Genomic DNA, 19,823 nt, shown 5'->3' on the forward strand with positions numbered 1-19,823 from the left:
CTAAAACAAATCATCCAGGCGTTGCAGCAACCACTGGGCGCGCTCGCGCATCAGGGTGCTGACCAAGTTCTTCTGTCCTTGTGCGGCCGCCACGGCACGCTGCAATTCGGCCTCGAAGGTCGCTCGGTCTCCAGCGGGCTGCGCCAAGGCTTCGGCCTGCGCCACCCAGATCGCCGCGCTGCGCCCCTGCGAGAGCGCCTGGGCCTCCGCGAAATAGCGCCGCGCCAAATCAATGCGTCCGCCCGGTCGGTTGGCCTCCAGATTGCCCATCAGCGCAGCCAGGTCGCCCTGTCCGTGCTCGGGCGCGAGCGCGTAGGCGCGTGCGGCCAGGGCCAGGGCCTGGGGCAACTCGGCCACCACCTCAGGGGACTGCTTGGACAGCGCGATCTGCGCCGCCCAGGCACTGGCCGTCCAGTGCGCCAGCGCCACCTGATCGAGTCTCAGCGGCCCGACGCCCAGCGCCCGCTGGCCATGCGCGCGAGCCCGGGCATAAAGCCGCGCCGCGCGCTCACGCAGGGCTTGTGCGGCGCGTGCATCGCGTTCTTCGAGCTTTTCGGCCTCGAAGGCCACGAAGGCATAGCTGTATTGCGTGAACCCGGCCGTCACCGCCGTGGCCAAGCGCGTGTGCGAGGGCTGCTCGCGCAGCACCGCTTCTGAGACCTTCAGGTAGAACGCCGCCGCATCGCGCGCCAGCGGCAGATCGTCTTCTTCGGCCTGCTGCTGTTCGGCCAGGGTGTCGGCCACGCGGTCCAGCAGCAGCGAGGTACACCCGCTGAGCATCAGGCTGCCAGTGAACACGGCACTCAGAACCCCGATCCGTAGGCCTTGCATCGGCGCACCTCCTGGTGGCACTTTAGGGTCTAAATCTTCCAACGCAGCAGCGCCCGCACAAAGCCGTGGTCGCTGCGCGTGCGGTCGCGGCCTTCGTGCAGGTGGTCGTTGAAGACCTCGACGCGCTTCACATCGCCCACCGCGAAGCGGCTGCCAGCCTTGAATTCCTCGCTGACCCAGATCTGGTCCAGCATCTCCGGCCAGCCCTGGTGCACATGGCTGTAGGCCATGTCGCGGCGCAGCGCCGGTTCGGTCTGCAGGTCCCAGGCATTGAAGAGCGCGGTGTCGGCCGCGCCCTTGTCGTAAGCCACCTCGGCCGTGGCGGCGATGAGCTGGGTGGTGACGGCCTGCGGCCCGTCATTCAAGTCGCCCACCAGCACCAGGGGATGGCGCCGGCCCTGGCTCAGCGTGACGACGAAGCGGCGCAGCGCGCAGGCCTCGGCAGCGCGGATCATCAAACTGCGCAGCATGGCGCGGGCGACGATGGCGGGGTCGTCGCGGTCCTCCAGCGCCTGGCCTTGCGCATCAATCAGGAACTTGGGCCGCTTGCTCTTGAGGTGCGCCGCCAACACGGTCAGCCCCTGACCCTGCGGGCCCTGCAACTCGGCCAGCAGCACCGGGCGCTCAAAGCGCTTCACCAGGCCCAACTCGGGCACGGGCAGGTGGTCGGCGGGGTCGAAGTCGGCCAGGGACTGCAGGCGCTGCACCGGCCAGCGGCTCACCAGGCCCAGGCGGGGCGTGCCCTGTGCACCCTGCTCGGCACCCGGGGCCTGCACCACGGCATAGCGCCGGCCGCTGGCGGCGACGGCCTCACGCAGCGCTGCCTCATCCCAGACCTCCTGGGTCAGCAGCACATCGGCATTCAGCCGCGCCATCTGCTGGCCCAACCAAGCGATCTTGCGCTGGTATTCCTCGGCGCCGTAGGCGTCCTGGTTGGGATAGAAGACCCGCCCCGGCAGGGCCAGATTGAGCAGATTGGCGCTGGCCAGGAAGACGCTGTGAAAGGCGGACGGCGGCGTGTGCATGGCGCGCAGCCTACGTCAGACTTCAGTAGGTCTTCTTGCGCAGGGCCAGCATGGCCGAGGGCTTGGCGGCCGTGGCGTCAAAGGGCATGCGCAGGGTCCAGTTCAAGCGGTCGAGGATGCGGCGCACATAGTCCTGCGTCTCGGCATAAGGCGGGATGCCGCGGTAGCGGTCCACCGCGCCCTCGCCGGCGTTGTAGGCCGCCAGCGCCAGCGGCAGGTCGCCCTCGAAATAGGCCAGCAGCCAGCGCAGATAGGCCATGCCGCCCTGGATGTTCTGCGCCGGGTCGCGCAGATTCTTGACGCGAAAGCGCGCCGCCGTGTCGGGAATCAGCTGCATCAGCCCATGCGCGTTCTTGGGCGACTCGGCCAGCGGATTGAAGTTCGACTCCTTGGCCATCACCGCAAGCACCAGGGCCGGCGCCAGCTGGTACTGCGGCGCGGTCAAGGTGACGAAGCGAACGATGGGTTCGGGGGCGTTGGGCGGGATGGGCAAGGCTGCGGGCTTGGCGGCCACCTTGGGTCCAGGCGACGCCTTGGCGACGGCCGGCAATTCGAGCGGCGGTGCGATCAGACATTCAGGCGGCGGCCCCAGCGGCGTGCCCAGGCGCTGGGCCATGGCCTGCGCTTGCTCCAGGCCCTGCTCGGCCGCCGCCGCAAACAGGTGCGCGGCCTGGGCGTCATCGCGCTCGATGCCGCGCCCATTGGTCAGCATCCAGGCCAGATTGAATTGCGCCAGCGCATCGCCATAGCGCGCCGCACGGCAATAGAGCTGCGCCGCCCGCACCGGGTCGCGCGGCACACCGTCCTCGCCATGTTCGGCCGCCTGCGCCTCCTCGCGCCAGCGCTGCATCTGCGCCGGTACCGGCGAGGCCCGCTCCGGCGGCGGCGTGCTGGGGCGCGGCAGGTTGTCCAGGCTGGGCAAAGCCTGAGCCCAGAGCGTGGCGGGCAGGAGGAGGAAAGCGAGGGCCTTGAACATGGGCTCAGTTTAGAAAACCAACTACGCCCGTCGCCCCAGATCCGACCAAGGAGAGCGGTCCTACCACCGTGTTCAGGGGCGTGTCGGCTGTAGTTCCGCGCGCTCACACAACGGAGCCAGCCCGCCCAGTGTCAAAACCCGCCAGCCAGGAGGACTCCTGCAGCCAGGGCCCGCCCCTCTCCGAACTCAATGGCCCGCTGCGGAGCGCCCCTGCTTGGCCACAAACTCGTTCAGCACCCGCCTGAACTCTGCCAAGGCTGCACGCTCCTCAGGGTCATTGGGCTCCGGCTCCTTGGCGACCGCACCAGGTTCACACCACTGGCCCGTCATCAAGCAGCCCAGGGCGGCATCCAATTCCGGATCCGGGTTGCTCATCCGGACATAGGCCGCCTCACCCGCAGCCCGTACGGCCAGGGTCCTGAGGGCATCCGTCCACTCGATCTTCTGACCGGCCGCCTGCTCGATGATGGCTTCCTTGTACTTGGCCATTGCATGAAACAGCAACTGCGGCTCTTCACTCGCAATTGCGGCGGCTACCGCCTCCGCGGCGCTGCCATACTGGTTCCGCGTCAGTTTCTGATACACCGCCCTCACGGGATCTCGACCACGATCCGGTCTGGCCTCGATGTTGTGCGCCAAGCCCTTGAGACCACCAAATTGGGCCAGCACACCTTCACAGCGGTTCAATTCCACTTGCAATCGTTTGTGCGCATGAGCGTTGGCGGCACTCTCCTTGCCCTTGGTCAAGTCCACAACCGTAGGCAAGAAGCTGCAATGGTCGAGGGCACGGATCGCGTAGTAGTGGCCGCCTTGCTCGGGCCGTTGCAACGCTTCATGAACAAAGACCCGGAGGTTCCTGGCAGTACGCAGTTCAGCCGCCAGCGACTTGCTGCCGCGAATTGGGGACACATCAGGATGGGGCAAGAGCTGCCTATCGCTCGCTGTTGGCAGTTTCACCCCCCCAACATTGACGGCATCCGTTGCACTTGTCTCGGGGCCTTCTGACTGTTTGGAAGAAGGTGACTTGAATTCAATGCTGGCGTACCAGCCAAGTGTCGCCAGGATCAACGCAACCGCGATCGGACGGAATCTTTCGAGCCTTCTCAACAATTTGACCCCGCCTGACCATCACCCTGTTGCTCAGTGTATTGAAGTACGGCCGGACTGCCCGCAGCGGAAACCACAAACACATCAATGGTGCCGTCACTCCATTTGACCCGATAGGTTCCAGACCTTGTCAGTCCGATTCGCGGCAGCAATTGCCGCGCCGCACCCTGTCGCACTTCGGGAAGATCATTGCCGGTGATGTTTTTGGTGTCTGGGTACATACAGGATGCAGGTTTTGCAGCCTGAGGAGCCCCTGGCAATCCGCCCCCACCGCCACCCCCGGGCCGAGACCAAATAATTGGGCCGACCGCCCCCTCATCTTCCTTTGTTCTCTTACCCCTAATTTCTTCCGTAGGAAACCTTTCAACTTCCTGCGCCCAGGCTGGCATCGAGCCCAAGGTCATGCTCAGAGCCATGATGCCCGCTCCAACTTTCTTCATTCTTCTCTCCCTTTTTTCAGTCGATCCAATGGCCGCCTATGCGTGTTGCCCTGAATCGCTTCGGGCCAGGCCGGGCAAACCCGATTGATTGCGCTCCGCCATGAAGGTCTGGGGACAACAGGGCCAGGCACAGGCAGGCCAAACGGCCGGCTCGCACTGCAATCAATCGTTGATGGGTTCCTCGCCTCTGCGCCGGTCTGGCCTGATTCAGGCAGGGCAGAGCACCGCCGCAGCCGCGGCGCCCTCCCTGTTCTTTTGCTTTGTTGTCGCTTGCCGCCACGGGCAAGTGGGCGCTCTTAGTGGCGCGGGCCGCACTCTAGGGGCGAGCTCCGCCTACCCCCCCCGCATTTACCCTGGCTTTTTAGCAGGCATTTAGCTTGCCTTTAGGCGGCGTTTAGAAATCTTGACAGCAGAAGCTCGCAAAGACTGTTCTAACGCCACACCCCCACCAACACCCCGAGCTTCTGCCTCAGTGTCAGCCGCTCGTCCGACAGCGCGTCCAGGAAGTCCGACAGGCGCTTGCTCTTGACGATGGTGTAGCCCGTGAGCCAGAGCGCCACACCCAGGGTCAGCGCAAAAAGGGCGATGCGCTGCCACAGCGGGGCCTCGCTCTCGGCCAGCAGGTTCATCCCCAGGAAACCGGTGGTGATGGTGCCCACCAGGCCGAAGATAGTGACCACGGTGAGGCGCACCACGGTGTTGGCCTGGCGGCGCACGTTGTCGGTCTCCAGGTACTGGGCCATGTCGCCGATGCGGGTTTTGACCTCGGCGTAAAGCGGCTGCACCTCCAGGTACTGCAGCAGCAGGCGATGCAGGCTGCGCGCCTGCACCTGCTCGCTCACTTCGTGGAACCAGTAGCGGTGTGTGAAGCGCAAGAAGCCTTCGAAGCAGCTGCGAATCTCGCGCTTGAAGATGCGCACGTTGTCGGTCTCCAGGTGCTGGACGCCCTCAAGCTCAAGAAGCCGTCAACCGATACCCAATTGAGCCTGCGGTAGTGGCAATCTGAAAGCCCACATGAGCAAATTCAACAACTTGCGCGGGTTGGTGTCGAACTCGGGGGGCACTATGCTCGCGCACATTGGACTCCAGGGTGAGATCCAACCCCTAGGAGCGCTCGGGCTGCAGTGCCGGGTTGCCCGCTCGGTCGGGCGTTTGGGGGCGATCGCCAAAAAGTGCTCATTTATCTCTGTTGAGCCGCTTCGGCTGCCGAAACGAACCTGTCAATCCGCGCCAAGGCGGTGGCATCCGTCAGTCTCCAAGCCCCCGTGAAGATAGCTGCCAGTCGAGAGGGTTCAGTCACGCGGTCTAGCCCGCCATCTGCAAGAGGATCTGCCGTTAGCTCCCCACGCGCATGCGCTCGCAAGACCGCCTGCCTAAAGCCGCTCTGCGCAATCCCTCTAACTCGGTCGTTCTGTGAGTGAGAAAGCTTTGCCAACGCGGCAGAAAAGACAACTCGCTCAGAAAGTGAATTTCCAAGTCGCGTATCGCGGGCCAATGCGGCGAGGGCAAATATATCGCCCCTCTGCGCATCTTCCAGCAAGACTGCATTCATTTCCTCTGGCAAAGTCTGCTCTCGACCGTATGTCGACAAATAACTGGCTGCTGCGCCCTGGACCTTGGCCTCATAGGCGATTTTCAACAACTGTTGTTGACGCTGGCGCAAGTCGCCATCGACGGTCTGGCAATCTTTCAGCTGCTGTTGCTCATCGGCAATTGCATGCACCAACACCTGCCTTTCCGCTTCAACAGTGGTCCGCTGCAACGCTGCACGGGTTACCGCCATCGACGCATCCAGCATTTCGCACCTTAGCAATTGGGTCGACAACTTGAAGGCATCCGGCCCACTTCGGGTTTGTAGAGCAGCGTGGACAGCGACGCCCAAGCCGCCTGCATGCGGGCTCTTCCATAGCACCTGGCTCGGTGACGAACTCAACGCCGCACTAGACACGCCGGTCTGAGCCGTTAAGTCCTCTACTTTGGGCTGCGCTTTCCGCACTTCCTCCCCGAGACTTGGCGCTTGGTTGGGCATGTGGGCTTGGCTCATATCGACTGGCTGCTCGGTCGGCACACTCCAACGGTGCCACCCAAAGGTAACAAAACCTATAGCTATCGCACCAATCAGCAGACCGATGAAATATTTCCCGCGAGCATTCAAAGCTGGAACCTCCATCACAAACACTTCCTAAAATTCAATCGCTTGTTTTTAAATATCACACAGAGCACGAACACACCCGAACTCAGTCAAACTGAGCGACACACAATACGGAGGAACATCAAGTACACGACGAATGATACTTGCCGCGACAAATCATGACCTTGCAATACAAGCTGTATGCTTGTTGCGAGCCATGTCAACCCTTGACTGAAATGCATTATTTGCGCTTGCGACACAACCGTTATATCTACCCTGCCAAAATGGGCCGTTGTACCAGTTTCTTGCCTCCTCAATAGCATTGGCCTTGCATACCTCCAAGTCATTTGTCAGCGATCGATCTGCAGCCCCCATATCCGCTGCGTGATCAGCATCGCAGGCCTTCTTCTTTTCCTCTGGAGTTTGAGTAGGCGTCTTAGGAGCCCCTGGCAATCCTCCCCCACCGCCACCCCCGGGCCGAGACCAAATAATTGGGCCGACCGCCCCCTCATCTTCCTTTGTTCTCTTACCCCTAATTTCTTCCGTAGGAAACCTTTCAACTTCCTGCGCCCAGGCAGGCATCGAGCCCAAGGTCATGCTCAGAGCCATGATGCCCGCTCCAACTTTCTTCATTCTTCTCTCCTTTTTTCAGTCGATCCAATGGCCGCCTATGCGTGTTGCCCTGAATCGCTTCGGGCCAGGCCGGGCAAACCCGATTGATTGCGCTCCGCCATGAAGGTCTGGGGACAACAGGGCCAGGCACAGGCAGGCCAAACGGCCGGCTCGCACTGCAATCAATCGTTGATGGGTTCCTCGCCTCTGCGCCGGTCTGGCCTGATTCAGGCAGGGCAGAGCACCGCCGCAGCCGCGGCGCCCTCCCTGTTCTTTTGCTTTGTTGTCGCTTGCCGCCACGGGCAAGTGGGCGCTCTTAGTGGCGCGGGCCGCACTCTAAGGGCGAGCTCCGCCTACCCCCCCGCATTTACCCTGGCTTTTTAGCAGGCATTTAGCTTGCCTTTAGGCGGCGTTTAGAAATCTTGACAGCAGAAGCCCGCAAAGACTGTTCTAACGCCACACCCCCACCAACACCCCGAGCTTCTGCCTCAGTGTCAGCCGCTCGTCCGACAGCGCGTCCAGGAAGTCCGACAGGCGCTTGCTCTTGACGATGGTGTAGCCCGTGAGCCAGAGCGCCACACCCAGGGTCAGCGCAAAAAGGGCGATGCGCTGCCACAGCGGGGCCTCGCTCTCGGCCAGCAGGTTCATCCCCAGGAAACCGGTGGTGATGGTGCCCACCAGGCCGAAGATGGTGACCACGGTGAGGCGCACTACGGTGTTGGCCTGGCGGCGCACGTTGTCGGTCTCCAGGTACTGGGCCATGTCGCCGATGCGGGTTTTGACCTCGGCGTAGAGCGGCTGCACCTCCAGGTGCTGCAGCAGCAGGCGGTGCAGGCTGCGCGCCTGCACCTGCTCGCTCACCTCATGAAACCAGTAGCGGTGCGTGAAGCGCAAAAAGCCTTCGAAGCAGCTGCGGATCTCGCGCTTAAAGATGCGCACGTTGTCGGGGTCGCCCACATTCAGCCGCCGCAGGGCATCCACCAGGCGGTCGGAATAGATCAGCAGTGCGGCCTTCTGGAAGTGCACCAGCAGGAAGAGCATGAAGTGCTGGTGACGGAACTGCGCCAGCACGCCGCGCTCGCGGCTGGTGAAAAAGGCCGAGCGGGCGTCGCCCACCACCACCAGGGAGTGGCCGCAACTCAAATAGCGCGTGAAGGGCGCCGCGCCTTGCGCGCACCAGAAACGGTCCCAGCAATAGCGTGCCTCGAAGTCCTGCAAATGGCCCTCGCCATAGGGCAGGCTACCGTCGCCGGCACCGCAGATCAGGCCTAGGCGCACGAAGTCGGCGCGGCTCAAACTGCGGGGGTCGTCTACGGCCAGATGGGCCATCACCGGCATGCGGTAGTACTCCACCTGGCGGTAGCGCAGATCCCCTGTCTGATCACCATGGTCGGGCACCAGGGGCCGCAACAGCCAGGCCCAATGCGCGGCCACGCGCGGCGCGCGCCGCGCCTGCACATGCTCGATGAAGGGTTCACGCTCGCGCGTGTCGGACTCCACCAGCACCTCGCCCTGGGCATTCAGAAAGCGGCACTCGGCCAGGCAGTGCAGAGGCAGCCCGGCGTCGTCCCAACCGGCCGGGTAGGCGCGCCCCAGTCGGTAGAGCAGCTCCTGCACCTCGGCCAGCTCCAGGCCCTCACCACTCAGCTCGACATTGAGCAGCACGGCGTCGATGTCGTAGAAGAAGATCAGATCGATGTGTTGCACCTGCAGCCGGATCAGCGGCCGGCCGGGCTGGGTGCGCAACTCAAAGGCGGCCACATCTCGGCGGCGAAAGGTCTTGAGGCCGGACTCACCCAGGCGGTCGTCGGCCTGACCCGCAGAGCGCCCTTCGCCGAACAGCACCCGCTGCACATAGGGCAGAAAGGTCAGGAACTCCTGGTAGTGGCGCTCGTGATAGCCCCGGGCATCGCCGGTGTACTCGTCCTGCAGTTCGCGCCAGGGGTGGTCGGGCAAAGCTTGCAAGAGTTCCCAGGGCCGACGGTTGTGCGCCTGGGCGCCCGAGCGCAGCAAACGCAGCGGCCACAGCAGGGTCTGATGCAAGCGTTCAACCTGAGGCATGCGCACATGATGGCCCGCTCGGGCCCTGCCCGCACCGCGCATTGCCCCGGATCAACAGCGCCCGATCCTGCGGCTATGCTGCCGCCGCCTGCCCCTGCCACTCCTGCGAGCGCCGTCTTGAACCTGGAGCCCCGCACCCTCACCGTCCTGCTCAGCCTGCAGCTGCTGACCCTGGGTCTGGCCCTGCCCCTGCTCACCGGCCTGCGCGGCAACGCCACGATGCGTTGGGCGCAGGGCAGCCTGTGGGCCCAGCTCGGCACCTGGGCGGTGGTCGTCCTGGTGGGCCACCCACTGCCCTTGCCGGCCTTGATCCTGGGCTATGGCCTGGGTGGACTGAGCTTTGTGCTGGCCCTGCGCGCCTTACAGGGTTGGCTGGGTCCGCGCCCCGGCATGAAGTGGGCATGGGCGCTGTGGCTGCTGGCCGCGCCCCTGTTGGTGTTGGGGCAGCCGTATCCGAAGCTGCAACAGGCCGGACTCAATCTTTGGCTGGCGCTCTTGCAAGGCCTGGTGGTGCTGGGTGCCTGGGCCCCGGCGCCCAAAGCGCACGAAAGCAGCCGCCGTTGGCGCACCCTGCTGGCGCTGCCGCTCCTGCCCCTGATGGGCCTGAGCCTGTGGCGCGCCTTTATCGGCTGGACCGACCCCGTGGCCTATCCGGCCCTGACCGGCAGTCATCCGGTGGCACAGGCCTATCTGGTCCTGAGCGGTCTGGCCGCCAGCTTTGCCGCGTTGGCCTTCATGAGCGCCTGGCGCGGCGAGGCCGAAGGCCGGCTGCGCCATCAGGCCAAGACCGACAGCCTGACCCAGCTGTCCAACCGCCGCGCCTTCCAGCAACGCGGCGCCGAAATGTTGGCCGTGGCGCGCCGCCATCGCGAACCGCTGGCGCTGTACTTGTTGGATGTCGATCACTTCAAGCAGATCAACGACATCCATGGCCACATCAGTGGCGACGAAGCCCTGGGCCTGCTGGCGCGTCTGCTCAAGCAAGTGGTGCGGCCGGGCGACTGCGTGGCCCGTTTGGGAGGCGAGGAATTCGCGGTGCTGCTGGCACGCACCGAGGGCCAGGGCGTCGAGGCCGTGGACGCCCGTTTGCGCACGGCCCTGGGCGTCGAGGCCGAACGCGAACTCGGCTTTGCGCTGGACTTCAGCGCCGGCTGGGCCCTGCTGCGCCACGGCGACCGCAGCGTCGAAGACATCCTGCGGCGCGCCGACGTGGGCCTGTACGCCGCCAAGAACGGCGGGCGCGGCCGCCTGTGCGCCGAGCCCAGCTTGATGCCCGCCCCCGCGCCGTGAACCACGACAACGAGGTGGACGAATGCCGGGCGCTGGACCTCTGGGCGACCGACCCAAGTTTGCGCGCGCACTTTGGAGACGATGCCGAGTTGGCGCGCTACGGCGCGCAGATCGGCAGCGCCCAGGCTCAGGACTGGGCCGAGCAAGCCAATCGCCGCCCGCCTGAGCTGCAGACCCATGACGCACGCGGCCGCCGCATCGACCGTGTGGACTTCCACCCGCATTGGCACCGCCTGCTGGCCGGCCTGCGCGCCAGCGGCGCCATCGCCCTGCCGCATGCGCAGAACCAATGGCAGCGCAGCGCCGCCTTCTTCTACCTGCACGGTCAGGTCGAGGCCGGCAGCCTGTGCCCCGCCACCATGACGCAGGCCGCCCTGCCGGTGCTGGCCCGCCACGCTTCCGGCCTGTATGCGGCGCTGCAACACGGCCTGCTGAGCCGCGAGCACGACCATCGCGACCAAGCACTGAACACCAAGCGCAGTCTGTGGCTGGGCATGGGCATGACCGAGAAACAAGGCGGCTCGGACCTGCGCGCCTGCACCAGCCAGGCGCGTCCTGATGGCGGCGACTGGCGAGGTGCGCCGCGCTACCTCGTCAGCGGGCACAAATGGTTTTTCTCGGCGCCGATGAGCGACGCCCATCTGGTGTTAGCGCAGACCGAAGAAGGCCCGAGCTGCTTCCTGCTGCCGCGCTGGCGCCTGGACGGCGGCGGGCTGAACGGCGTGCGCATCCAGCGCCTCAAGGACAAGCTGGGCAACCGCAGCAACAGCAGTTCCGAGGTCGAGTTCGAGGACTGCGAGGCCTACCTCGTGGGCACGGCCGGGCGCGGCATTCCCATCCTGGTGGAGATGGCGGGCATCACCCGCTTGCAATGCGTGGTGGGCAGCGCCGCGCTGCTGCGCGCCGGCCTGGTGCAGGCCGTCCACTGGGCAGGCCAGCGCCGCGCCTTTGGCCGTCTGCTGGTGGACCAGCCCTTGATGCAACAGGTGCTGGGCGATCTGGCCCTGGAGAGCGAGGCCGCGCTGCAACTGATGCTGCGGCTGGCCCAGGCCTTCGAGAGCCGCGACCAAGACCCGGTGGAGCGCGCCTGGGCGCGGGTGCTCACGCCCGCTGCCAAGCTTTGGGTCTGCAAGCGCGCGGTGGCGGCCTGCGGCGAGGCGATGGAAGTGCTGGGCGGCAATGGCTATGTGGAGACGGGCAGCCTCGCGCGGCTCTACCGCGAGGCGCCGGTCAACAGCATCTGGGAGGGCAGCGGCAATGTGATGGCGCTGGATGTACTGCGCGCGGCCCAGCGCGAAGGCGAGGCCTTGCAGGCCTGGTTCGACGCCTTGCTGCCCGATCTGGAGGCCTCCGAGCAGGTCCGAGCCCGAGCGCTGTGCGATGCCCTGCGCTCGCCCGACGAAGCCCAGGCTCGCGCCCTGGCCCAGGAGTTGGTGCTGCTGGCGCAGGCCCAACTGCTGCGCCGCCACAGTCCGGCCACAATGGCGCAGGACTTCCTGTCCAGCCGCCTGCACCGGCCAGGTGGAATGTTTGGCGCCAGCCCTTTGGCGCATGCGCGTGCGCACCTGGAGCGCGCAATCGTCTTCCCATGAAACTTGCTATTCGCGGCGACCTGCTGGATGTCGTCACGCCCCCGGCGGCCGAGGCCGGGCTGGATCACCCCCCACCCGGCGTGCGCTGGCGCCCGGCCCATTGGCTGCTGATCGAGGACGGCCGCATCGCCGCCATCCAGACCGAAGCGCCCGACCCCGAGTGGACGCGCGAGGACCGCAGCGGCCAGCTCATCCTGCCCGGCTTCATCGACACCCATGTGCATGCGCCCCAGCTCGATGTGATTGCCAGCTATGGCACCGAGCTGCTGGACTGGCTGAACCGCTACACCTTCCCGGCCGAGCGCGCCTGGGCTGAGCCGGCCGTGGCGGCCGCGGGCAGCGCGCGTTTTCTGGATCAGCTGCTGGCGCACGGCAGCACGGCGGCCCTGGTCTTTCCCACCGTGCACAAGGGCAGCGTCGACGCGCTGTTCAGCGCCGCCGAGCAGCGTGGCATGCGCCTCATCACCGGCAAGTGCCTGATGGACCGCCACGCCCCGGACGGCTTGCGCGACACGGCGCAGGATGCCGAGCGCGACACCCTCGATCTGCTGCAGCGCTGGCGCGGTCGCGGTCGGCTGGCCTATGCCCACACGGTGCGCTTTGCGCCAACCAGCAGTGAGGCCCAGCTGGCCCTGGCGGGCGAGCTGCTGGCCGCCCATCCGGGCAGCTATCTGCAGACCCATGTGGCCGAGAACCGCGCCGAGGTGCAATGGGTGCGCGAGTTGTTCCCAAGCGACCGCAGCTACCTGGGCGTCTACGAGCGCCACGGCCTGCTGGGACCGCGCTCCACCCTGGCCCACGGCATCTGGCTGGATGAGCGCGACCGCGCGGTGCTGCGCGACACCCAGGCGGTGATTGCCCACAGCCCCACCAGCAATCTGTTCCTGGGCAGCGGCCTGTTCGACTGGCGCGGCCGTGCGGCCGATGGCATTCGGCTGTCGGTGGCCAGCGATGTGGGCGGCGGCGTCAGCCTCTCCATGCACAAAACCCTGGCCGCGGCCTACCAGATGGCGGCCCTGCAAGGCCAACGCCTGGATGCCTTCACCCTGCTGCACGCGGCCACGGCCGGCAACGCCGCCTCGCTCAATCTCGGGCACGAAATCGGCCGTCTGGAACCGGGGCTGATGGCCGACCTTTGCGCCTGGCGCTGGTCAGAGCCCGATTCGGTGCTGGCGCATCGACTCTCCATTGCCAGTTCGCTGCACGAGCAGCTGTTTGCCTGGCTGATGCTGGGCGACGAACGTCTGCTGGATGGCGTGTGGGTGGCGGGGATTCAGCGACGCTGAAGCGCCTGTCGCGCCACTGACACGCACGCGCCACGGCGCCGTCACGCGGCGCCGCCAGCATCTCGGGCATCCAAAGATCAATGCCTGAGGAACCAGACGATGCTGGCCCTGAACACCACTGCCCTCCCCCACCCCCTGCCCCATTCCCTGCCCATACGCTCGGCGCCGGGGCCCGTGAGCCTGCACTGGGCCCGCCACCAGGACGAAGTGCGCGAGGCGCAACGCCTGCGCCACCAGGTGTTCGCCCAAGAGCTGGGAGCTCAGCTGCGACCGCTGGCCGGGGCGCCGGCGGGGCACGATGTGGATGTGTTTGACGCTCACTGCGAACACCTGCTCGCCCGCGAGCAAAACCCCGATGGCAGCCCGGGGGCCGTGGTGGCCTGCTACCGCCTGCTCAGTCCCAGCGCCGCCCAGCGGGTGGGTGGGCTCTATGCCGAAACCGAGTTCGACCTGACCCGCCTGCGCCATGAGCGCCACCGCATCGCCGAGCTGGGCCGCGCCTGCATCGCGCCCTCACACCGCAATGGCGCGGCACTGCTGATGATGTGGGGCGCCATCGCCGCCTATTTGCAGCGCGAAGGTCTGGACCTGATGCTGGGCTGTGCCAGTGTGGACGCCCGCGATGGCGGCAGCACGGCCTGGCAGTTGTGGAACCAATTGGTGCCTCAGCATCTGGCGCCCATCGAGTTCCAGGTGCGCCCGCGCACGCCCCTGCACCCAGCGCCTGCACGCCTGCAGCCGGTGGAGGCACCGCCCCTGCTGCGCGGCTATCTGAAGGCCAATGCCAAGCTGCTGGGCGCGCCGGCCTGGGACGGCGACTTCCGCTGCGCGGACTTCCCGTTGATGGTGCAGCTGGATGCGCTGCCGGCCGCCTACCTGCGACGCTTCTCTCTGAGGCCCCATCAGGCGTAAATCCGGGTTTGCCACGGTTTGCGGAAAGCCCTAGGAATGTCGCGCAACATGTAATCCATTGACACATTTGGTCGTGAAAAACGTCACGACACCCCCCAAAAATCCGCCTCCTTCTGCGACCCGCAGCGGGTCGAAACGACCACGGAGATCACCATGGATTCGCTGGACTGGCTGGCCTTGACCCGCATGGGTCTGATCTTTGGACATGTACTGGCGCTGCTGCTGGCGGCGGCTGCGATGACCCTGTGCGAGCACGCCATCTTTGGCCGACGCCGCATTCATCTGAAGCAGCTTCAGCTGGCAGCCCAGGGCGTGGTGCTGGCCTTGGCCCTGCTTTGGCTGACGGGACTGGCAGTGATTGGCCTGGATACGGGCTTTCAGCCCAGCCTGCTGCTGGCCAAGCCCAAGTTGATGGCCAAACTCACGGTGGTCACCCTGCTCAGCCTGAATGGCTGGGCCCTGCATCGACTGGCTTTCCCGCGCTTCTCACAGGTGCAAACGCAGCCCATGCAAGCCGCCCTGCTACCGGCCTTGCTGGGTGCTGTGAGCGCCGCCACCTGGCTGTTTGCGGCCTTCGTCGGCGTCGGTCATGCCGCCACGAAGGCGCTGGGCTACGGCGGCTTCATGGCCGCCTATGGACTGTGCCTGCTGCTGGCCTGCGTGGCCGCGCTGCACTGGGGGCGCCCGATGCTGGCGCGCCGACTGCAGGCAGGGCCTCGTACCGCCGACACCCAAGCCGGCGCCTTGCTGCCCGCGTAACGGGGCAGCCGCGCCAGCAAACGCCCTCAGTTCGGTGTGCTCGCCAGTGCCAGCATCAGCATGGCCAGCAGGCTGAGGGCGCCCACAGCGGCCAGGAAGGCGGCGAGATAGAGATGGCGCGTACGGCGCTTGCGGCGATAACCCATGGGGCGCGAATGTAGGGGGGGCCTACCCAGCGTGCCTGTCGTCACCGACGAGCGGCCGGTAGTTATCCACAGGCGGCCCGGTTTTCTGGGGCGAAGGGGCCGGGTTGCCCCTTGCTTGTGCCGTCCGAGTCCGCTGGCTACTCTGGGGCATCCCCCCCTTGCCAGGAGCCGTCCATGGCCGAGTCCGACCGCATTGCCGCCCTCCGCACCTTGGCCCTGCTGGGGCCTTCCGGCGGCGGAAAGACCACCCTGGCGGAGGCCCTGCTCAAGGCCGCCGGCGCTCTGCCAGCTGCGGGATCGGTGGAAAAGGGCAATACCGTCAGCGACCACGATGCGCTAGAGCGCCGCATGCAGCACTCGCTGCAAAGCAGCTTGATGCACTTCGAGCACCAGGGCCTGCGGGTGCACCTGATCGACACCCCGGGCGCGCCCGACTTCACCGGCCAGGCCCTGCCGGCGCTGGAAGCGGTGGAGACCGCCGTCATCGTCATCGACGCCCAGCGCGGCATCGAGCTGATGGCCCAGCGCATGATGGACGCGGCGGCAGAGCGGGGCCGCGACCGCGTGATCGTCATCAACAAGATCGATGCCCCCGGCGTCAATCTGCCGGCCTTGCTGGAGCAGATTCAGGCCACCTTCGGGCGCGAATGCCTGCCGCTGAACCTGCCCCATGCCGGGGGCGTGAGCGACTGCTTCTTTGCCAGCAGCGGGCCGGCCGACTTCTCCTCGGTGGAAGCCGCCCACCGCGCGCTGGTGGAACAGGTGGTGGAGGTGGACGCCGCCTTTGTGGACCGCTATTTGAACGACGGCGATGTGCCGGCCACCGAGCTGCATGCGCCGCTGGAACAAGCCTTGCGCGAGGGGCATCTGATCCCGGTCTGCTTCTGTGCCGCCAAAGACGGCGTGGGCGTGGCCGAACTGCTGGCCGTCATTGCCAAGCTGCTGCCCAACCCGCTGGAGGCCAACCCACCCGCCTTTGTGCGTGGCGAAGGCCCTGAGGCACAGCCCGTCGAGGTCCGTATGGACCCCAGCCGCCATGTGCTGGCCCATGTGTTCCAGGTACGCGCCGACCCCTTCCTGGGCAAGCTCGGCTTCCTGCGCGTCCACCAGGGCACCCTGCAAAAAAATATGCAGCTCTATGTGGGCCATGGACGCAAGCCCGTGCGACTGGGGCATCTGTTCGCGCTGCAGGGCAAGACCCAGATCCCGCTGGACCAGGCCGGCCCAGGCGAGATCTGCGCCGTGGCCAAGCTGGACGAGCTGCACCCCGACGCCGTGCTGCACGACGCGGCCGAAGACGAACACATCCACCTCGCCCCGTTGAATGTGCCCACCCCGGTGCACGGTCTGGCCGTGGCTCCGGCCCGGCATGGCGACGAACAGCGCCTCTGGGACGTGATGCACCGCCTGGTCGAAGAGGACCCTTGCCTGCGCATCGAGCAGGCCACGCAAACCCATGAGACCCTGGTCTATGGCCTGGGCGAGCTGCATCTGCGGGTGTTGCTGGAGCGACTGAAGGAGACCTTCAAGTTCGAGGTCAAGACCCAGCCGCCGCGCATCGCCTACCGCGAGACCGTCAGCGCCTACGCCGAGGGGCATTACCGCCACAAAAAGCAAAGCGGCGGCGCTGGCCAGTTCGGCGAGGTTTGGCTCAAGGTGGAACCGCTGGAGCGTGGCAAGGGCTTTGAGTTTGTCGACCAGGTCAAGGGCGGTGTCATCCCAACGGCCTTCATCCCGGCGGTGGAAAAGGGCGTGCGCGAGGCCTGCGCCAGCGGCGCGGTGGCCGGCTACCCGCTGGTGGACCTGCGCGTCACCGTGTTCGATGGCAAGCACCACAGCGTGGACAGCAAGGAGATCGCGTTTGTGACCGCCGCCAAGCGCGCCGTGTATGCCGCCGTGCGCGAGGCCCGGCCGGTGATCCTGGAGCCCATCGTGGCGCTGGAGGTGGCCACGCCCGAGTCTGCCGTGGGCGATGTCTCGGGCGATCTGGCCAGCCACCGCGGCCAGGTCACCGGCACCCGCAGCGCGGTGCCGGGGCAGCTGATCGTGCAGGGGCTTGCCCCCTTGGCCGAGCTGGCCAACTTCCAGACCCGGCTGAACGCCATGACGGCAGGCCAGGCGCGCTACACCCTGGCGCTCAGCCACTACGACCCGGTGCCCCCCAACACCCAGGCCCAGCTGATGGCGGCCCATAAGGTGGCAGAGGAAGACTAATCGGCATTGGGATGGGGTTCAATGCGGCCATGCCCGCGCCCGATCAAACACCCAAAGACCCTCTGCACGGCCTGACCCTGGCCCGCATGCTGGAAGACCTGGTCGACTTCTACGGCTGGGCCGGCCTGGCCGAGCGCATCGCGCTGCGTTGTTTTGCCGACCAGCCCAGCATCAACTCCAGCCTGAAGATGCTGCGCAAGACCCCCTGGGCGCGCGCGAAGGTGGAGAGTCTGTACCTCTACACCTTGCGGGAGGAGCGGCGGCGGGGGCGCTGAGTCAGCGCAGTTGAGCGGCCAGCAGCCACAGCCCACCCACCGCCATCGGCGCCAGCGTCATCAGCATGGCAATGGCCCGCGTCAGCACCGGGCCACGACACAGCAAAGACCAGGCATGCAGGCTGCGGCCGGCCACCAGGCTCAGCGCACAAGCCAGCACCATCCAGTTGGGCGCCCCGGTCCACTCCGCCGCGCCAATGACCAACAGGGCCATCGGCACGTTTTCCACGAAATTGCCGTGCGCACGCATGCGTCGCAGCATCGTGTCGTCACCGCCGTCCAGGAACGAGATCTGCTTGGCCGCGCGGGTCAGGCCCACCATCATGGTCAGGGGCACCTGCGCCACGGCCAACAGGCCGAGCAAGGTCAGGGTGATGGACACAGATTGCATGAGCATCCTTGGGTCGTGAGGGCCGCTTTGTAGCTGATGCGGCTGCACATCGGGCTTGCAAACCTGCAAGGCCTGGGCCTGCGGTACGCCCCAACAATCGAGGCCTGTCCCTCACTCGGCCCCCTTCATGCACAAGACCCGTCTTGAAGCCTTCAGCGATGGCGTGTTCGCCATCCTCATCACCATTCTGGTGCTCGAACTCAAGGCCCCCCACGGCGCCAACTGGGACGCGCTCAGCCCCCTCTGGCCCAAGGCCCTGAGCTATGCGCTGAGCTTCGTCTACCTGGGCATTTACTGGAACAACCACCATCACCTGATGCACCTGGTGCAGAAGGTCAGCGGCGGCATGCTGTGGGCCAATTTGCATCTGCTGTTCTGGCTCTCGCTGGTGTCCTTCGCCACCGCCTGGATGGGCGAGAACCACTTTGCCGCGCTGCCGACCGCCCTCTACGGCGCGGTGCTGCTGGCTGCTGCGCTGTCTTACTTCCTGCTGGTGACGGTGATCAAGCACCAGCAAGGGCCCGGCTCAGTGCTGGCGCAGGCCGTCGGCAAAGACTGGAAGGGCAAGGTGTCGCCGTTGATCTACGCGGCCTCGATCCCGCTGAGCTTTGTCAGCCCCGCGCTCGCGATGACAGGCTATGTGGCGGTTGCACTGCTGTGGCTGGTGCCGGATCGACGCATTGAGCGTCAGCTGAACTGAAGAAGCTGGGTTCTAGGGGGCCGACGCCGCGCGCGCCTTGCGCTGGGCGGCCAACGCCGCAAGCAGCCAGGTGCGGCTGGGCTGGGCCGGCGCTTGGCCGCATTGCACCTCATAGGGTTTGCCGCTGGTGCTGCTCTTGGTTGCAGCCTGCTCGATGAACTGCTCAGCACTCTGCACCGTGCCGCGCTCCTCCAGATAGGCCAACTTGCGCAGCATGTGCTGGCGCGCCTGCGCAGCCTCGTGCCAGCTGCCATTGCGGTAGAGCTTGCACTGCTGGCGCTGCAACTCGGCAAACAGTCCGTCCAGCTCCGCGCGGACCCCAGGCGGCGTGGGCGCTGCGGCCAGCAACGTGCTGAAGAGCGCGAGTCCGATCCCGAGCGCACGCAGCATCAGGGCTTGCATTGCTCGGTGTAGAAGCTGTAGGGGCAGGCCGCGTGGTACTGGGCATCGCCGCCGATGGAGACCTGCTCGCCTTCGCGCACGCGCCGACCCTCGGCGTCCATCCGCACATTGAAGCTGGCCTTGCGACCGCAGCCGCAGACGGTCTTCAATTCTTCGATCTGGTCAGCCAGCAGGCCCAGCGCCGCCGCACCTTCAAAGCCATTGCCCTGGAAGTCGGTGCGCAGGCCGTAGCAGATCACCGGCACCCCATGCAGCACGGCGATGCGGTGCAGCTCGCGCACCTGCGGCGTGGTCAGGAACTGGGCCTCGTCGAACAGCACGCAGGCCGTGCCCTCAGGGATGTCGGCGGCCTCAAAACGGGTCTGGGGCGTGAAGGTGCGCGCCGGACGCTGAAGCCCCAGACGTGTGCCCACCACGCCCTCGCCATAGCGGTCATCGAGCTGGGCGGTGTAGATCAGCACCGCGCGGCCCAGGCGTTCGTAGTTGTGCGCCACGCCCAACAGGGCCAGGGTCTTGCCGGCGGCCATGGCGCCATAGCGCCAGAAGAGCTTTGCCATTCCGAATTCAGTGTGCAGGGGACGGGGCGCGGATTGTCGCGGCGTGGCGGCGTGCGCTCCCCGTCAAACATCAAATGCAAATGCGAGGCGTTCGCATTTGCGATACAGTGCGGCTT

At 66.1% G+C, this 19,823-nt stretch carries 19 protein-coding genes; 8 read left to right on the forward strand and 11 right to left on the reverse strand.

All coding sequences use genetic code 11. The features are described 5' to 3' along the window. The 8 genes from FF090_RS16480 to FF090_RS16515 all read right to left on the reverse strand — a co-directional run bounded on the left by FF090_RS16480 (position 1) and on the right by FF090_RS16515 (position 9,183). On the reverse strand, positions 1-831 hold the full coding sequence (locus tag FF090_RS16480; RefSeq protein WP_138857763.1) for a TRAP transporter TatT component family protein: 831 nt from the start codon (positions 829-831) through the stop codon (positions 1-3). A 29-nt stretch (positions 832-860) separates the two neighbouring features. After that, on the reverse strand, positions 861-1,856 hold the full coding sequence (locus tag FF090_RS16485) for an endonuclease/exonuclease/phosphatase family protein (protein ID WP_138857764.1): 996 nt from the start codon (positions 1,854-1,856) through the stop codon (positions 861-863). A 22-nt stretch (positions 1,857-1,878) separates the two neighbouring features. After that, complete coding sequence (locus FF090_RS16490; RefSeq protein WP_138857765.1) at positions 1,879-2,832, reverse strand: lytic transglycosylase domain-containing protein; 954 nt, start codon at positions 2,830-2,832, stop codon at positions 1,879-1,881. A gap of 186 nt (positions 2,833-3,018) precedes the next feature. Continuing rightward, complete coding sequence (locus FF090_RS16495) at positions 3,019-3,942, reverse strand: hypothetical protein (protein WP_138857766.1); 924 nt, start codon at positions 3,940-3,942, stop codon at positions 3,019-3,021. Continuing rightward, positions 3,936-4,160 carry a hypothetical protein gene (locus FF090_RS16500; protein WP_138857767.1) on the reverse strand — a complete coding sequence of 75 codons (225 nt, stop codon included), beginning with the start codon at positions 4,158-4,160 and terminating at the stop codon, positions 3,936-3,938. Before FF090_RS16500 ends, FF090_RS16495 begins: the two co-directional genes overlap by 7 nt. 650 nt (positions 4,161-4,810) lie before the next feature. Then, positions 4,811-5,299, reverse strand: coding sequence for a hypothetical protein (locus FF090_RS16505; protein ID WP_138857768.1), 489 nt, complete (start codon positions 5,297-5,299; stop codon positions 4,811-4,813). A 260-nt stretch (positions 5,300-5,559) separates the two neighbouring features. Next, positions 5,560-6,558 carry a hypothetical protein gene (locus FF090_RS16510; RefSeq protein ID WP_138857769.1) on the reverse strand — a complete coding sequence of 333 codons (999 nt, stop codon included), beginning with the start codon at positions 6,556-6,558 and terminating at the stop codon, positions 5,560-5,562. 1,014 nt (positions 6,559-7,572) lie between these two features. Further along, the gene (locus FF090_RS16515) at positions 7,573-9,183 is read right to left on the reverse strand and encodes a hypothetical protein (RefSeq protein WP_138857770.1); all 1,611 of its coding nucleotides are present in this window, start codon (positions 9,181-9,183) and stop codon (positions 7,573-7,575) included. A gap of 117 nt (positions 9,184-9,300) precedes the next feature. Between FF090_RS16515 and FF090_RS16520 the strand changes: the two genes are divergently transcribed. The 7 genes from FF090_RS16520 to FF090_RS16550 all read left to right on the forward strand — a co-directional run bounded on the left by FF090_RS16520 (position 9,301) and on the right by FF090_RS16550 (position 17,657). Beyond that, on the forward strand, positions 9,301-10,473 hold the full coding sequence (locus FF090_RS16520) for a GGDEF domain-containing protein (protein ID WP_175423693.1): 1,173 nt from the start codon (positions 9,301-9,303) through the stop codon (positions 10,471-10,473). Continuing rightward, a complete protein-coding gene (locus FF090_RS16525) occupies positions 10,470-12,065 on the forward strand; it encodes an acyl-CoA dehydrogenase family protein (RefSeq protein ID WP_138857772.1) in 1,596 nt (531 codons plus the stop codon). Before FF090_RS16520 ends, FF090_RS16525 begins: the two co-directional genes overlap by 4 nt. Further along, positions 12,062-13,351, forward strand: a complete 1,290-nt coding sequence (gene guaD / locus FF090_RS16530) for a guanine deaminase (RefSeq protein ID WP_138857773.1) — start codon at positions 12,062-12,064, stop codon at positions 13,349-13,351. The genes FF090_RS16525 and guaD overlap by 4 nt, the downstream gene beginning before the upstream one ends. Positions 13,352-13,450: 99 nt before the next feature. Beyond that, on the forward strand, positions 13,451-14,263 hold the full coding sequence (locus FF090_RS16535) for a GNAT family N-acetyltransferase (RefSeq protein ID WP_138857774.1): 813 nt from the start codon (positions 13,451-13,453) through the stop codon (positions 14,261-14,263). A gap of 153 nt (positions 14,264-14,416) precedes the next feature. Next, positions 14,417-15,022, forward strand: coding sequence for a hypothetical protein (locus FF090_RS16540; RefSeq protein WP_138857775.1), 606 nt, complete (start codon positions 14,417-14,419; stop codon positions 15,020-15,022). Positions 15,023-15,342: 320 nt separating this feature from the next. Further along, positions 15,343-17,382: an elongation factor G gene (fusA, locus tag FF090_RS16545; protein WP_138857776.1), complete on the forward strand. Its 2,040-nt coding sequence runs from the start codon at positions 15,343-15,345 to the stop codon at positions 17,380-17,382. Positions 17,383-17,411: 29 nt separating this feature from the next. Beyond that, positions 17,412-17,657, forward strand: a complete 246-nt coding sequence (locus FF090_RS16550; protein WP_310732978.1) for a VF530 family protein — start codon at positions 17,412-17,414, stop codon at positions 17,655-17,657. A 1-nt stretch (position 17,658) separates the two neighbouring features. On the opposite strand, the gene FF090_RS16555 is transcribed toward FF090_RS16550, so the two are convergent. After that, entirely contained in the window at positions 17,659-18,048 is a 390-nt protein-coding gene (locus FF090_RS16555; RefSeq protein ID WP_175423694.1) for an MAPEG family protein, read from the reverse strand. A 127-nt stretch (positions 18,049-18,175) separates the two neighbouring features. Between FF090_RS16555 and FF090_RS16560 the strand changes: the two genes are divergently transcribed. Further along, a complete protein-coding gene (locus FF090_RS16560; RefSeq protein WP_138857779.1) occupies positions 18,176-18,748 on the forward strand; it encodes a TMEM175 family protein in 573 nt (190 codons plus the stop codon). Positions 18,749-18,760: 12 nt separating this feature from the next. On the opposite strand, the gene FF090_RS16565 is transcribed toward FF090_RS16560, so the two are convergent. Both FF090_RS16565 and FF090_RS16570 read right to left on the reverse strand, forming a co-directional pair. Continuing rightward, the gene (locus FF090_RS16565; protein WP_246071451.1) at positions 18,761-19,150 is read right to left on the reverse strand and encodes a DUF5329 family protein; all 390 of its coding nucleotides are present in this window, start codon (positions 19,148-19,150) and stop codon (positions 18,761-18,763) included. Then, on the reverse strand, positions 19,138-19,707 hold the full coding sequence (locus FF090_RS16570) for a thymidine kinase (protein WP_138857780.1): 570 nt from the start codon (positions 19,705-19,707) through the stop codon (positions 19,138-19,140). The genes FF090_RS16565 and FF090_RS16570 overlap by 13 nt, the downstream gene beginning before the upstream one ends. Between the last annotated feature and the right edge of the window lie 116 nt (positions 19,708-19,823).

The organism is Inhella inkyongensis (genome assembly GCF_005952805.1).
In the GTDB taxonomy this organism is placed as follows: domain Bacteria; phylum Pseudomonadota; class Gammaproteobacteria; order Burkholderiales; family Burkholderiaceae_C; genus Inhella; species Inhella inkyongensis.